Genomic DNA, 13,999 nt, shown 5'->3' with positions numbered 1-13,999 from the left:
AACTCCCTTCAGTTACCGGGAAATCGGTCGATCATTCGATATCGTTACAGCCGGAACGGCGCTGGCATTCAACTTTCAGGGCCGGTCAGACCGGCTGCCACATCCAGTCCGGCGCATTCTCTCCGTTGAGGACAAGGCAGTCCCGCAGGGCAAGCGTGGAGGAGCCTGGCTTGAATCCGGCGCACTTGAAGACATCCCATTCGCTGCGAATCCACTGCGCGGTGGCGAAAGAGGAGTCGGCCCGGCTCCACTTCTGGTGGTAGCTGCCGTTGCAGTTGTAGATCCACATGTGCTGAGAGCCTTTGTCCATGCACATGTTCAGGGGCTGCTCGCCTCCGTAAGCGAGAATCCAGTACCTGGGGAAAGAGCCATCCTCCTTGAAGATGGCCCAGCGCTGGGCGGCACTTCCGTCGCACGTTCCCAATTGGATCGGCGTCTTGGCTGTCCTGCCGTTGTTCTGCACCTGGGCGCAGCCCCCGGCGGTCTGAAGTGTGAAGGTGCCTTGGTAGTCAAGCGCCGCATGGGCAGGCGCCGCCGTCGTGGCGACGGTCAGGCTGGCGGCGAGCAACGGAATGCTCAGGAGCGCGAGAAGCTTCTTCACTGGTGACACTTTCTTCCCTCCGACTGTGAGCCGACCTTGTTGGCCTGGCCCATCGTGGAGCGTTATCGACCCATGCGCCTAGATAAGCCGCAATGCCCTCACTGACTAGGTCGATGGCGGGAGCGGTCAGGCGGAGTCGCGCCAGACCACGCTGGTGTCGAGCAGGATGCTTCGGGCGGCCGGTTCGGTGCCGCGTACCTGATTGAGCACCAGCTCGGCCGCGTTCTGGCCGATCTCGCGTGCGGGCTGGTGCACGGTCGACAGCGGCGGCTGGGTGCGCATAGCCCAGGAGCTGTTGTCGAAGCCGACGATGCCGACGTCCCCGGGGACTGTACGGCCCGCCTCGCGCAACACCTCCAGGGCGCCGGCGGCGACCGCGTCGGAGGCGGCGAACACCCCGTCGAGCAACGGCTCCCTGTCCAGCAGCACGCGCATTCCCTTGACACCGTTGGAATAGTCGTAAAGTGGGACCTCCGCGACCAGGCTGGGGTCGAAGCGGTCGCCCAGCGCCTGGCGGAAACCGGTGAGCCTGTCCGCGCCGGAGTCGCGGTCGAGGGCGGCGGCGATCATGCCGATGCGGCGTCTTCCGGTCTGCAGCAGCCTTTGCGTGATGGTGCGGGCCGATCCGACGTTGTCGATGCCCACAAACGGGATGCTGTGGTGCAGGTCGGGCGGATGGCCCACGAAGGTGGCCGGCAGGCGAAGCTGGGTGATGAGCCGGGTGATGGGGTCGTGGGCGCGCGCGGACACGATGATGGCGCCGTCGACGAATCCGCCGCGCAGGTAGCGACCGACGCGTTCGGTGTCGCGGTAGGAGTCCACGACCAGGCTGACCATCTGATGGTCGGCCACCGACAGCACCTCGTTGGCGCCCAGCATGATGGCGCCAATGTTGGGATCCTCCAGCAGCAGCGAATGCGGCTCCATGGCGAGGAATCCGATGGCCTGGGAGCGGCGGCGCACGAGGTTGCGTGCGGCCGTGTTGGGCACGTAGCCCACCTTGGCGATGGCCGCCTCGATGGCGGTGCGTGCCGTGGCCGAGACGTAGCCGCCGTTGAGCACGCGATTGACCGTGCCGCGGGACACCCCGGCGGCCGCGGCGACGTCGTGCACGGTCGCCCGCTTCGGCGGCGAAGGCTTGGGCACGGGATCACTGTAGCGGCACCTCTTGACCGTGGGCGGTATTCCATGCCAATGTGTGCACGTTCACACATCAACCGTCGATATAACCGCGTTCCACGATGTGTGCACGTGCACACACTGCGGCCTTTTTGGGGGAGTTGATGCCAGAGCGTTCCACCCCGCTGCCCTGGACGGGCATCGTGCTCGGCTGCGACTACAACTACGAGCAGTGGCCGGAGCCGGTCTGGCACGAGGACATGGCGCTGATGCGCAAGGCCGGCGTCGGCCTGGTCGCCATCAACGTGTTCGGCTGGTCCAATGTGGAACCACGCCCGGGGGAGTACGACTTCACCGACCTCGACCGGATAGTGGAGCTGCTGCACGACCACCAGATCCGCATCAACATGGGCACCGGCACCGCCTCGCCGCCGCCCTGGCTGACCCGTCGGCATCCAGAGGTGCTGCCGGTCGCGCCCGACGGGACGAGCCGGTTCTTCGGCGGCCGTCAGGCGTGGTGCCCGAGCTCTCCGGTGTTCCGCGAGCACGCGCTGGCCCTCGTGGAACAGGTCGCGCTTCGTTACGGCAGCCACCCGGCGATAGCGCTGTGGCACGTCTCCAACGAGCTCGGCTGCCACAACGCGCTGTGCTATGACGACACCAGCGCCGAGGCTTTCCGGGTATGGCTGGCGCGGCGCTACGGCAGCCTCGGGGCGCTCAACGACGCCTGGGGCACGGCCTTCTGGAGCCAGCGCTACCACGACTGGGCCGAGGTCGACCCGCCCCGCCTGGCGCTATCTGTGCGCAACCCCGCCCAGCTGGTCGACTTCCACCGGTTCAGCTCGGATGCGTTGCTGGAGCACTATCTGGCCGAGGCACAGGTGCTGCGGAAGCACACCAGCGCACCGATCACCACCAACTTCATGATCACCGCTCACATTCGCAATCTGGACTACTGGACCTGGGCGCCGCGGATGGACCTCGTCGCCACCGACCACTACCTCGACCACCGGCTCGACGACCCGGTCGCCGAGCTGTCCTTCGCCGCCGATCTGACCCGTGGGCTGGCCGGCGGCGGGCCGTGGATGCTCGCCGAGCAGTCCACGGGCGCGGTGAACTGGCAGCCGTACAACATGGCCAAGACTCCCGGGCAGATGGTGCGCAACTCCTTGACCCACCTGGCCCGCGGCGCGGACGCCGTTTGCTTCTTCCAATGGCGGGCCTCGGCGCAGGGCGCGGAGAAGTTCCATTCGGCGATGCTTCCGCACGCCGGAACACCAACCGCGCTCTGGCGTGAAGTCCTCGACCTGTCCACCGTGCTGACCCGGCTGGCCGAGGTCGCGGGCACCACCGTCGAAGCCGACGCCGCGATCGTCTTCAGCTGGGAGTCGTGGTGGGCCACCGACACCGAGGCGCGGCCCTCGGTGGCCGTGCGCTATCTCGACCAGGTGCACGCGGCCTACCGGGCGCTGCGCGAGCTGGGAATCACCACCGATCTCGTCGCCCCCGGCGCGGACCTGAGCCGCTACCGAGCGGTGCTGGTGCCGTGCCTGCACATGGTCTCCGACGAGGACTCCGCCGCCATCACCGGTTACGTTCGCTCCGGAGGCCATGCGGTGGTCACCTTCTACAGCGGCATCGTCGACCGCCACGACCGGGTACGCCTCGGCGGCTACCCGGGCGCCTTCCGCGACCTGCTCGGCGTGGTGGCCGAGGAGTTCGCGCCGCTGCTTCCCGGTCAGGAGGTCGCCTTGGGCAGCGGCGCCCGGGCAGCGCTGTGGACCGAACGGCTTCGCGCCACCACGGCCCAGATCGTCGACCGCTACGCCGAGGGGCCGCTGGCTGGCGTGCCCGCGATCACCCGAAACGCTTACGGCGCAGGACAAGCGTGGTACCTCGCCACCGCCCTGGCACCGGCCGATCTTCGCGACACGCTGCGGCGTGCCATGCGCGAGGCCGGTGTGACCGCAAGCGGGCCGGAAAGCGACGGCTCGCTGGAAGTCGTGCACCGCAGCGGCGGCGGCCACCGCTACGTCTTCGTCATCAACCACGGCCACAAGGAGGCCGAGCACCCGGTCACCGGTCGTGATCTGGTGACCGGGGAGCGGGTAGACGGCATGCTGCGCCTGCCCGCGGGCGCGGTCGCTGTGGTGCGAGAGGAGCCGGGGCCATGACACGAACGCGGCGTCGGGCCGTGCTGATTTTCGTGATGCCGTTCGGATTACTGTTCACGCTGTTTTATCTGGTGCCCATCGGGTACGCGATAGGGCAATCCCTTTATGTAGTGCGGCGCACCGGCACGTTCGGCCCGGCCCATGAGGTCTTCGGCGGCCTGGCGCAATATGAGCGGGTCTTCTCCGACACCCCGTTCTGGCAGTCGGTGGGGCGCGTGCTCGCCTTCGGCGTCGTGCAGGTGCCGGTCATGCTCGGCCTGGCCCTGGTGCTGGCGCTCCTGCTGGACTCCGGATTGGTCAGGGGACGGCGGTTCTTCCAGCTCGCCTTCTTCGTGCCCTACGCCGTGCCGGGTGTCGTGGCCGCCATCATGTGGGGCTTCCTCTACTCGCCCAACCTTTCCCCGTTCAAGCCGGTCACCGGTGCGGTCGACCTGCTGTCGGCCGACCTGGTGCTGTGGGCGATGGCGAACGTCGTGACTTGGGTCTACGTCGGCTACAACGTGCTCATCATCTACTCGGCGCTGCTTGCCATTCCCGCCGAGCTCTACGAGTCGGCGCGCCTTGACGGCGCGGGCCATCTGCGGATCGCTTGGGCCATAAAGATTCCGCTGGTTCGCCCGGCGATCGTGCTCACCGCCGTTTTCTCCATCATCGGGACACTTCAGCTGCTGGCCGAGCCGCAGGTGTTCCGCAGCTTCAGCTCGGCGGTGTCGAGCACCTATACCCCCAACCTGACCGTCTACTCCACTTCATCGATCCCCAACTTCAATCTGGCGGCGGCCTTCTCCGTCGTCCTGGCCCTGGCGACCTTCGTCCTGTCCTTCGCGTTCCTCAAGACCGTGCAGCGCAGGGGGATCCAATGAGCCCCGCTGCCGCACCGAAAACCCGGGAGAGCCTGCTTTCCCGATCAGCCGCCATGCTTGTCATGGGTGTCTGCACCATCTATTTCTTGGTACCGGTGTGGTGGCTTTTCGTCGGCTCGAGCAAGAGCCGTGGGCAGTTCATCGACACCGATCCGCTGTGGTTCGCCGAGTTCCGGCTGTTCGACAACATTGGCGACCTGCTGGCCTATCGAGACGGCGTATTCCTTGTCTGGCTTGCCAACAGCCTGGCCTACACCGGCGGCGCCGCGCTACTGGGCACGCTGTTTGCCGCCATGTGTGGCTACGCGCTTGCCAAATTCCGTTTCCCGGGCCGGGAAATCCTGTTCAACGTGGTGCTCAGCGGCGTCCTGGTTCCGGCCACCGCGCTGGCGCTGCCGTTGTTCCTGCTCTTCAGCAACTTCGCGGCGACCAACACGTTCTGGTCGGTGTTCTTGCCCAGCCTGGTCAACCCGTTCGGCGTCTATCTGGCGCGCATCTACGCGGCCGCGAGCGTCGACGACGAGCTGCTGGAGGCGGCCCGGCTCGACGGGGCCGGTGAGGTGCGCACGTTCTTCGCCATCTCCGCCAGGCTGATGTTCCCGGCCCTGGTGACGATTTTCCTGTTCCACTTCGTTGCCGTCTGGAACAACTTCCTGCTGCCGCTGGTCATGCTCAGCGACGAGCGGCTGTTCCCGGTGACCCTCGGCCTGTACTCCTGGAACACCCAGGTGAACCAGCTACCCGAGCTGCGCGGTCTGGTGATCGTCGGATCCCTGCTGTCGATCGCGCCGTTGGTGGTCGCCTTCCTTTCGCTGCAACGGTTCTGGCGTAGCGGCCTCGGGGCCGGAGCCATGAAGTAACCCGCCCGTCCCTCCTCCACACCTTCGACAAAAGGGGAAACCCATGCGCGCCACCCTCCGAGCGGTCAGCGCCCTGCTGATCTCCTCGCTCGCACTGACCGCCTGCTCCTCCGGCGATGACGGCCAACCCGCCGCCTCCGCCTGCGCACCGTCGGCAGGCGGGCCGGTCAACCTGACCTACACCTCGTGGATTCCGGGCATCGAGGAGGTGGTGAAGGTCTGGAACGCCAAGAACCCCAACATTCAGGTCAAGGTGCAGACCGGCCCCAACGGCAACGGCGGCACCTACCAGAACTTCTTCAACCAGCTCAAGGCCGGCAACGCACCCGACCTGGGCCACATCGAATACGACGCGCTGCCCAGCTTCCGCGTCCAGGACGGTCTGTTCGACCTGGGCAAGTGCGACATCGTGGCCAAGGCCAAGGACAAGTTCGTGCCGTGGACGTGGAATCAGGTCAGCCTGGGCGATCAGAACGCCGCATACGGCGTGCCGCAGGACGCCGGGCCGATGGCGATGTTCTACCGGGTGGACCTGTTCCAGCAACACGGTATCGAGATCCCGAAGACCTGGGCGGAGTACGCGGCCGCGGCCGAGAAGGTGCGCGCCGCAGGCGGTTACATCACCAACTTCTCGCAGAGCGACATCAACCAGTTCGCCGGGCTGGCCTGGCAGGCTGGTGGCCGGTGGTTCGCCAACGACGGCAAGGAATGGACGGTCAACCTCACCGACGACAAGACCAAAAAGGTCGCCGGATACTGGCAGGATCTGATCAACCGCAAGCTGGTCTCGACGGTGCCGCCATGGACCACCGAGTGGGACAACGCCTACAACTCCAGCCAGGCATGGACTTGGATATCAGCGGTCTGGGGTGCCAACTCGATCGCGACCGGAGCGCCCAAGACCTCCGGCCAGTGGCGGGTCGCCCCAATGCCGCAGTGGAGCGCCGGGGAGTCGGTGGCCGGGAACTGGGGTGGCTCTTCCACTGCCGTGTTCAAAAGCTCGAAACACCCATACGAGGCAGCGCAGTTCGCGCTCTGGCTCAACACCAGCGACGAGGCGCTGAGCCTGCTCAACGAGAAGGCCAACCTCTACCCGGCCACCGTGGCCGGGGCCGGTCTGCCCGCGCTGGCGAAGGGCGTGGCGTTCTATGGCGATCAGAAGATCTACGAGGTCTTCGCGCAGGCCTCTAAGCAGGTCACGCCGGACTTCACCTGGGGACCGACGATGACCGCCACCTACGCCAACGCCTCGGACGGCTTCAAGAAGGCCGTCTCCGGCCAGGGAACCCTGGTGGACGCGCTGACCGCGGCGCAGTCCTCGACCATACAAACCCTTAAGTCGCAAGCGATCCCGGTCAAGGGCTGACACCGCCGGCGGGCTCGCCGGAGCTTCGGCTCCGGCGAGCTACGGTTTACGCCAGGTCATGATCTCTGTCGCGGGCAGATATTCGGCGAAACGGCCGCCGGGCGAGGTCTGCTCCAGCAGCGCACGCAGGTCCCGCTCGAACTCGGCCAGCCTGTCGCCGAACAGGTGCGGCGCCGAGTCGGACCGTGAGAACACCCAAGCCACCACGTCGTCCGTGCTGCGCTCGATCACCTGCCCGGCCGGCACCACGTGCCGCTGGAAGTTCTCGAACCCGGCCCGGGCCAGGACGAGGTCTTCGCGGTTGGGGCTGCCGTGGGAAAGCGTTCCCTGGCCCGCGCGGCGCACCGGGCCGAGATAGTGCCGGACCAGGTCACGGATCCTCGGGTAGGGCGCCACGGGCGGCGCGGGTGGTGGTGGCGGCGGTTGCGGCACCGATTCTCCCGACTCGTCCTTGAGATCGCTCATGTGGACGAACCAGCCGCCGGGCTCGAGCATGTCTTTCACGGTCGCGGCGACCGCGTCCCGATCGGTCCAGTGAAACGAATTCGCGAATACGACGACGCGGAACTGGCCCAGGCCGGCTGGTAGGTCCTCGGCGCGGGCCAGGTGCCAGCGCGCATTGGTCACGGCACGGCGTGAAGCCTGGTTTGCCGCCTCGGCCAGCATGTCCTGATCGGGGTCGAGCCCGACGGCCTCGGCGAAACGCGGGGCCAGAGCGAGCGTCACGATTCCGGGGCCGCAGCCGACATCCAGGAGCCTGCCGGTGCCGTCCAGGCCGGCGAGGGCGGTCAGGGTCTCGACGAAGCCTGGCGCGTAAGGAAGACGGCCGCGCTCGTAGTACGCGGCGGAACCGCTGAAGAGGGAGGTGTCCCACTGCCATCCATCGGTCATGTCGGGTGCGCTCCGGTCGGTCGCGGCAAGCCAGACGACCCGGCGATGAGCGCCGGGCCGTCTGCGATGACTAACGATGCTAGCAATTGTTGCTGGTCTGGGAACGCTTGAGGAAATCGGACCACCTGACACCCTGGACCACCGACACCACCACGTTGCCGTCGTGGATCTGTTCATAGTGCAGGTGCGGGGAGAGGTTGTAGATGGCCGACGATTGGCCTACCTTGCCGATGACTGTTCCCCGATTCACCGTATCGCCCGCGGCGACCAGGCGCTCGCTGAGGTGTGCGTATCGGGTGCGCCAGCCATCGCCATGGCCGATGACGATCACGTGGCCGTAGCCGGTGGTCGTCGAGTAGTACGAGTCGAGCACGGTGCCACCGGCGCTGGCCAGGACCCGCCGGCCGAAGTCGTCGGGGCTGCCGTTAGCGTCGTAGTGGTTCCAGTCGATGGAGTGGGCGGGGCTGTGCCCGTTCCAGTTGTTGCCCACCCAGGTCTGGTCACAGATGAACGGCATCCTGAAGGCCGGCCGGTCAGCGGCTTGCGCGGCCGGCGCCCCGGCCAGAGTGCCGGTGGCCGTGGCGATCGCGGCGAACAGGGCGATCACCCTGCGCCGGGGATGCGGCAGCGATGCGAACATGTGTCCCTCCCTCAGTTTTACCAACGGGCTGGTACGCCATCGGTGAGATCGATCTTTATGGACTGTGGTGACTTCGCGGCCTCGGCGCTCAGCTCCGCGACCGTGTCGAGGCCCTTCATGAACCCAGCGCCGTTCTCCATCACCGGCAGCTGGATGTTTCCTTGCGCGTCAACGGTTCCGAACAGGTCACCGCTGTGGCTGATGGAGTAGAGGCCGGGGGAGTAGGCGTAGCGCCCCTGCCTGTCCAGCGAGACGACGATGCGTCCCAGCGAGCGCAGGCCGTTGATCGCGGCGGTGGCGTTCGCGCCCCGGTCGATGACGACGGCGAAGGTGACTTTGTCTTGTCCGGCAACCTTTCCCCAGGCCTGCTCGACCGAGACGGTCACCTCGACGGTGCGCCACAAAGCCTGCGGCGAGTTGAAGCCGACCTCGGTCGACGACGGCGCGTCATTCTTGTGAGAGAACCCTCTTCCCGCGCGCACGTCCGCGATCTGCCCGATGACCAGAGCGCTGGTGCGGCTGGCGGCGGGTGCGCCGTTGACGCTGAATTGCTGCGAGGGCAGCATTTCGGCCAGCGACGACTCGAACCACATCGCATCCAGCGAGTGGCTGCGAGCGTGCAGGTGACCGAACAGGTAGGCGGAATCGGCGGCCGCGTCACGGTCGCTGGGGGTCGCTGAGACACCCAGCGCCACCAGACCGAGCAACCCCGCCGCGACCACCGCGGCCCAGCCGAACTTTCTGATTCTCATGGTCTCCCCGATCAGTAGTTGTTCGCGATGTGGGTGCGGTCATGGTTGGAGTAGTCGTTGACCGGCTTGGGATAGCCGGTCTGCATGCACGTGTTGCCGGTGGTGTGCTGAAGCCCCAGGGTGTGGCCGAGCTCATGGCAGGCGAGGCCGCGTTCGTTGGACTGCGGCGTCGACTCGGTGAAGTTCAGGTTGTAGCGAACGGTGTGCTGCTCGCATTGGCCGGAAGGGCTCAAACTGTCGCAGGTGGCCAGGCCCACGACACCGGATCCACCGGGCTGCAGCCAGTCGTAGCCGCAGTAGTCCACGTAATGCACGTCGCGAACCACCACGTCGGTGAGACTGTCCAGGGTCGAGTCGTAGGTGGTGTTGATGTCGGTCGGGTTCAGATTGTTGGTACGGGCCCAGTTCGTGGCATCGGTCATGTGCTGTGTCAGGTCCACGTAATGGAAGCTGTGCGTGGCGTTGTCCGCCTCGTTCAGCCCGGTGCATCCCGTGTCGCCGGTCTGGCCCGAATAGTTGTCCGCGTTGGCCGGCGCTACCGGCCCGAACGCGGTGATGGCGAGGAAGGCGGCCGCGATCACCGCGGCACGGCTCCGTGTGAGTCTGAGGCTCAACTGACTCCCCAATCCGTTGGTTGGCATGGCGGATCGCCGCAGCCGCGGCGGATCGCCCTACAACATCGAGAATGTCGATTCGTCGATGGCGCACAGCTTCAACCAACTGGCAACACCAGGTCTACAAATGGCCTACAACCACCGCTGGTGGCCTTCGAACCGATCAGGGCTTGACCCTATGTCGAAAGTCGATAGAGTGGTCTCATGCGGCTGACGATTCCGATAGCCAAGGTGCTGGCGGTGTTTCTGTCCGATGTGGATGCTGCGCGCTACGGCGTGGACTTGATGGAGCAGTCCGGTCTGGGCAGCGGCACCATCTATCCGATCCTGCAACGGCTCCAGACCGCCGGATGGGTGAGCTCGCAGTGGGAGGAGGGCGACCCGGTCAGCCTGGGCCGTCCGGTGCGCCGCTATTACCTGCTCACTCCAGATGGGGCTGAGCAGGCCCGGCAGCGGTTGGCCGAGCTGCACCAGAGCACGGCCACCTCCCCGTCGATCGCGAAGGTGGTGCGGCCAGCATGATGCTCACTTTTTGCCGGGCGCTGGTCAACGCCGCAGCGCGGCGATGGCCCGAGCAATCCGAGATGCGCCAGGAGTGGCTGGCCGAGCTGGATTTCCTTGCCGCGAAACGTAGGCCGCTAAAGGTCGTCTCGTTTGCGGCCGGTCTGGCCCTCGCCCGCCCGGCGCACGCCCCGGCGATCGGGCTGACTTGGCGCACCACGGGGACCGCGGCATTTCTCCTAGCCGGCCCCTTGACGTTGATGAGTTTGATGTTCGTGCTCGAAGTGGCGGTGGTGCAGCTGATTGCTCCGGCGCTTGCCATCGCTCCCGCGGAGCTGGCCTGGACGCTGTTGACCGTGTTTGTGCTGCTTGCCTACCTGACCGGCCGGTGGTGGGGCGCCCGAAGTGTGATCGCCGGCCCGGTGGCGCTGGCCGTGACGCTCGGCTTGTCCATCACCGTGTCGCTATTGGCGGCGCCGCGCCTGGTGGGCAGCGAGTTCCACCTGCACCAGATTCTGATCGGGATCGTCGTGTGGTCACCTGCGCTTTTCGTGCTGATCTTCTTCGCTGCCAACGCGGCCCAGCGCAGGCGCGGCGTCCGCGCGATGCTGGGCGGGCTTCTGGCATGGCTGGTGGCTCTCGATGTGGCTGTCATCGTGGAATTCTGGCCACGCGTGGGCTCCGTCGATCCGCAAGCTCCTGCCGGATCGATGTTCGTGGGCGAGCACGCGCCGATGTGGTTCATCTATGCGCTGACCAAGGAATCCTTCAGCGTGCTCAACAGCTTCGAGGAGCTGACGGTCGGCGACACGACCGTCTTCATGCCGCAGGCACTGATCATCTACGCCGTGTTCGCGATGGCCTATGCGATCACCGCTGTCCACGCTGCGCGCCCGAGCAGCTGACGCGTCACGCCGTCCTTGCGCGCCAACGCGCGACAAAGTGAGTGGTGTCGGGAAAGCGCTTGCCATAGAATCGGGTCAATCTTGCGAATTGGAGGAGTCCGGGCAGCGCTCCACAACCGACAATAGCGACGATATCAGGGCCGACCGATGTGTCGGCTGCTGGTGTTTGGGCGGAGTCGATGCAACAAAGCTGCAAATCGTACCCATTGACGGGTTTATTGTTATCTTCTTACGTTGGTGGGAAAGCGCATTCCAACGCAGGGAGGTCCTACAGTGCAGGAAGCGCAACACGTCCCCATCCGCCGGCTGGGAAGGCGGCCCCGCCTCGCCCTGGCCGCGGGCGTCAGCGCGGCTGTCACCGCGCTGGTCGTCACCATTGGCGCGGCCGCGAACGCGGCCACGCTGTTCTCGGATGACTTCAACGACGGCAACGCCAACGGCTGGAGCACCTCGGGTGGCACCTGGGCGGTATCGTCCGGTGCCTATTCGCAGTCGGGCAGCAGCGCCAGCGCCAAGGCACAGGCCGGTACAGCGTCCTGGACCACTGTGACGGTGTCGGCCAGGGCACGGGCCAACGCCTTCAGCAGCAACGCCTCGCGCGGGGTCGGCATCGCGGCCCGGGTGCAGAGCACGTCGAACTTCTACGCGCTGGTGCTCACGCCGAATTCGGTGCAGATCCGCAAGGGCGCGACCACCACGCTGGCCTCGGCGTCGTTCTCGACGGCGACCGGCACGTTCTACAACCTGTCCCTGAGCGCGACCGGCAGTTCACTGGTCGGCTCGGTCAACGGCGCCCAGGTGGTGTCCACTTCGGACAGTTCCTTCACCACCGGGCGGGTGGGGCTGCTCGCCAACTACACCGCGAGCACCTTCGACGATGTTCTGGTGACCGATGCGGCCGGCCCGAGTCCGACCACGTCGCCGCCGACCCCACCATCGCCGTCGGCGTCACCCTCGGCATCACCCTCGCCTTCGGTGTCGCCCTCGCCGCCGACCAGCCCGCCGCCGCCCGGCGGGATCGTCGGCTGGGCCACGCAAGCCGGTGGCACCACCGGTGGCGCAGGCGGGGCTACGGTCACCGTGACCAACTTCGCCGACTTCCGGACTCAGGCGCAGGCCGCCGGCACCAGAACCATTCTGGTCAACGGCATGCTCAGCGGTTCGGGCACCGTCGAAATCTCGGCCAACAAGACGATCCGGGGAGTCGGCAGCGGCTCAGGCATCTCCGGAACCACCCTCAACATCGAGGACATGTCCCCGGCCAACGTGATCATCCAGAACATGAACATCCGTGGGGTACTGGGTACCGACGCGATCCAGATCGAAAACGCCACCCACATCTGGATCGACCACAACACGATGTCCAGCACCATCGAGAGCAACCCGGATGTCTACGACGGAATGATCGACATCACCCACGCCGGTGACTACATCACGGTTTCGTGGAACATCATCCGCGATCACTGGAAGAACTCGCTGGTCGGCCATTCCGACGGAAACGCCGGTGAGGACGTCGGTCACCTGCGGGTCACCTACCACCACAACTGGTTCGAGCGGACCTTCGAGCGCAGCCCGCGGGTGCGCTTCGGCGAGACGATCCACGTGTTCAACAACTACTACACCAACATCATGAACAACGCCGACTCCTACGCCATCGCCTCCACGATGAACGCCGGAGTGCTCGTCGAAGGCAACGTCTTCGAAAACGTGCAGCAGGCGTGCTGGTCGGCCAGCGGCTACGCCGACTCCGACCCCGGAAGGCTGGTGGCGCGCAACAACTCGCTGACCAACTCCGGGCCATGTGAGGTCAACGGATCCGTGGCGGCCCTGCCATACGGCTACACGGCGGAAAACGTCGCCACCGTCAAGTCGTCGGTGATGGCGGGCTCCGGCGCGGGCAAGCTCTGAACCGCGCTATCCGCAACTGATTGAAGTCAGGCCGGCGCTCGGCAGAAACCGGGCGCCGGCCTTTGCGGGCTGCTGCCCGTCCAGCCGGCCCACCGGACCCGTTCAGCACGGTGCGGGCCGGCTGACAACCTCCGTTTCGGCACGCCGCGGGCCTGCTGTGAGCGACACTGGGAGGCGACGACCGCCGTGAGGGGGAGAGTGATGACGACGTACAAGGTCGGCTACTTTGTCGGCAGCCTGTCATCGAAGTCCATTAATCGAGAGCTGTCCAAGGTCTTGCTCAAGGTCGCGCCTGCCGATCTGGAGTTCACCGAGATCCCAATCGGCAATTTGGCGCTCTACAGCCCCGACCACGACGCTAACTACCCGCCGGAGGCGGTGGCGCTCAAGGAAGCCATCCGGCGCTCGCAAGCGGTCCTGTTCATCACGCCCGAATACAACCGCTCCATTCCGGGGGCCTTGAAGAACGCCATCGACTGGGCCTCCCGGCCGTGGGGTCAAAACGCCTTCGACCACATTCCGGCAGCCGTCATCGGCGCCTCGGTGGGCGAGATCGGCACCGCGGTGGCCCAGCAGAGCCTGCGCGCCGTGCTCAGCTTCTGCAACGCGCGGCAGATGACCGCACCCGAGGCCTACCTCAAATACACGCCAGAGCTGTTCCCTGGCAACGGTGAAGTCACCAGCCAGGCCACCAAGACCTTCCTGACCACCTTCATGGCCGAGTTCCGCGACCACATCGAGCGGGTCCTCACCGTGCTGCCGCGCCACCCAGAGCCGGCCAGCACGCGCTGACAGCTTGGCGAGG

Annotated in this window: 14 protein-coding genes; 8 read left to right on the top strand and 6 right to left on the bottom strand. The window is 66.2% G+C overall.

Translation table 11 applies throughout. The features are described from left to right. Nucleotides 1-85: 85 nt before the first annotated feature. Together Rhe02_RS02775 and Rhe02_RS02770 are read right to left on the bottom strand one after the other, a co-directional pair. A complete protein-coding gene (locus Rhe02_RS02775; RefSeq protein ID WP_203906431.1) occupies nt 86-601 on the bottom strand; it encodes a ricin-type beta-trefoil lectin domain protein in 516 nt (171 codons plus the stop codon). Nucleotides 602-727: 126 nt separating this feature from the next. Then, on the bottom strand, nt 728-1,747 hold the full coding sequence (locus Rhe02_RS02770) for a LacI family DNA-binding transcriptional regulator (RefSeq protein WP_203906430.1): 1,020 nt from the start codon (nt 1,745-1,747) through the stop codon (nt 728-730). A gap of 137 nt (nt 1,748-1,884) precedes the next feature. Between Rhe02_RS02770 and Rhe02_RS02765 the strand changes: the two genes are divergently transcribed. Genes Rhe02_RS02765 through Rhe02_RS02750 form a run of 4 tightly spaced genes read left to right on the top strand, consistent with a single transcriptional unit; the run spans nt 1,885 to nt 6,983 of the window. Next, entirely contained in the window at nt 1,885-3,894 is a 2,010-nt protein-coding gene (locus Rhe02_RS02765; RefSeq protein ID WP_203906429.1) for a beta-galactosidase, read from the top strand. Further along, nucleotides 3,891-4,757, top strand: coding sequence for a carbohydrate ABC transporter permease (locus tag Rhe02_RS02760; RefSeq protein WP_203906428.1), 867 nt, complete (start codon nt 3,891-3,893; stop codon nt 4,755-4,757). Before Rhe02_RS02765 ends, Rhe02_RS02760 begins: the two co-directional genes overlap by 4 nt. Then, entirely contained in the window at nt 4,754-5,617 is an 864-nt protein-coding gene (locus tag Rhe02_RS02755; RefSeq protein WP_239123242.1) for a carbohydrate ABC transporter permease, read from the top strand. Before Rhe02_RS02760 ends, Rhe02_RS02755 begins: the two co-directional genes overlap by 4 nt. Before the next feature lie 43 nt (nt 5,618-5,660). Continuing rightward, entirely contained in the window at nt 5,661-6,983 is a 1,323-nt protein-coding gene (locus Rhe02_RS02750; protein WP_203906427.1) for an ABC transporter substrate-binding protein, read from the top strand. A 39-nt stretch (nt 6,984-7,022) separates the two neighbouring features. Here Rhe02_RS02750 and Rhe02_RS02745 read toward each other — a convergent pair whose 3' ends face one another. From Rhe02_RS02745 to Rhe02_RS02730, 4 genes are all read right to left on the bottom strand, one after another. Continuing rightward, on the bottom strand, nt 7,023-7,874 hold the full coding sequence (locus Rhe02_RS02745; protein ID WP_203906426.1) for a class I SAM-dependent methyltransferase: 852 nt from the start codon (nt 7,872-7,874) through the stop codon (nt 7,023-7,025). A 79-nt stretch (nt 7,875-7,953) separates the two neighbouring features. Further along, complete coding sequence (locus Rhe02_RS02740) at nt 7,954-8,514, bottom strand: M23 family metallopeptidase (RefSeq protein ID WP_203906425.1); 561 nt, start codon at nt 8,512-8,514, stop codon at nt 7,954-7,956. Nucleotides 8,515-8,531: 17 nt separating this feature from the next. Further along, nucleotides 8,532-9,266: a hypothetical protein gene (locus Rhe02_RS02735; RefSeq protein WP_203906424.1), complete on the bottom strand. Its 735-nt coding sequence runs from the start codon at nt 9,264-9,266 to the stop codon at nt 8,532-8,534. An 11-nt stretch (nt 9,267-9,277) separates the two neighbouring features. Continuing rightward, nucleotides 9,278-9,880 (bottom strand): zinc-dependent metalloprotease family protein, encoded by a 603-nt coding sequence (locus Rhe02_RS02730; RefSeq protein ID WP_203906423.1) that lies wholly within the window; start codon nt 9,878-9,880, stop codon nt 9,278-9,280. A gap of 204 nt (nt 9,881-10,084) precedes the next feature. On the opposite strand from Rhe02_RS02730, the gene Rhe02_RS02725 reads away from it, so the two are divergent. From Rhe02_RS02725 to Rhe02_RS02710, 4 genes are all read left to right on the top strand, one after another. Beyond that, nucleotides 10,085-10,402 carry a PadR family transcriptional regulator gene (locus Rhe02_RS02725; RefSeq protein ID WP_203906422.1) on the top strand — a complete coding sequence of 106 codons (318 nt, stop codon included), beginning with the start codon at nt 10,085-10,087 and terminating at the stop codon, nt 10,400-10,402. Next, nucleotides 10,399-11,286 carry a hypothetical protein gene (locus Rhe02_RS02720; RefSeq protein WP_203906421.1) on the top strand — a complete coding sequence of 296 codons (888 nt, stop codon included), beginning with the start codon at nt 10,399-10,401 and terminating at the stop codon, nt 11,284-11,286. The genes Rhe02_RS02725 and Rhe02_RS02720 overlap by 4 nt, the downstream gene beginning before the upstream one ends. A 273-nt stretch (nt 11,287-11,559) precedes the next feature. Beyond that, the gene (locus tag Rhe02_RS02715; protein WP_239123241.1) at nt 11,560-13,194 is read left to right on the top strand and encodes a polysaccharide lyase family 1 protein; all 1,635 of its coding nucleotides are present in this window, start codon (nt 11,560-11,562) and stop codon (nt 13,192-13,194) included. A gap of 201 nt (nt 13,195-13,395) precedes the next feature. Then, nucleotides 13,396-13,986 carry an NADPH-dependent FMN reductase gene (locus Rhe02_RS02710; RefSeq protein WP_203906420.1) on the top strand — a complete coding sequence of 197 codons (591 nt, stop codon included), beginning with the start codon at nt 13,396-13,398 and terminating at the stop codon, nt 13,984-13,986. Nucleotides 13,987-13,999: the final 13 nt, after the last annotated feature.

The sequence above is a fragment of the Rhizocola hellebori genome, from assembly GCF_016862955.1.
GTDB lineage: Bacteria > Actinomycetota > Actinomycetes > Mycobacteriales > Micromonosporaceae > Rhizocola > Rhizocola hellebori.
Note: the sequence above shows the minus strand (reverse complement) of the source record. Positions and strands in the feature narration are given on the sequence as shown.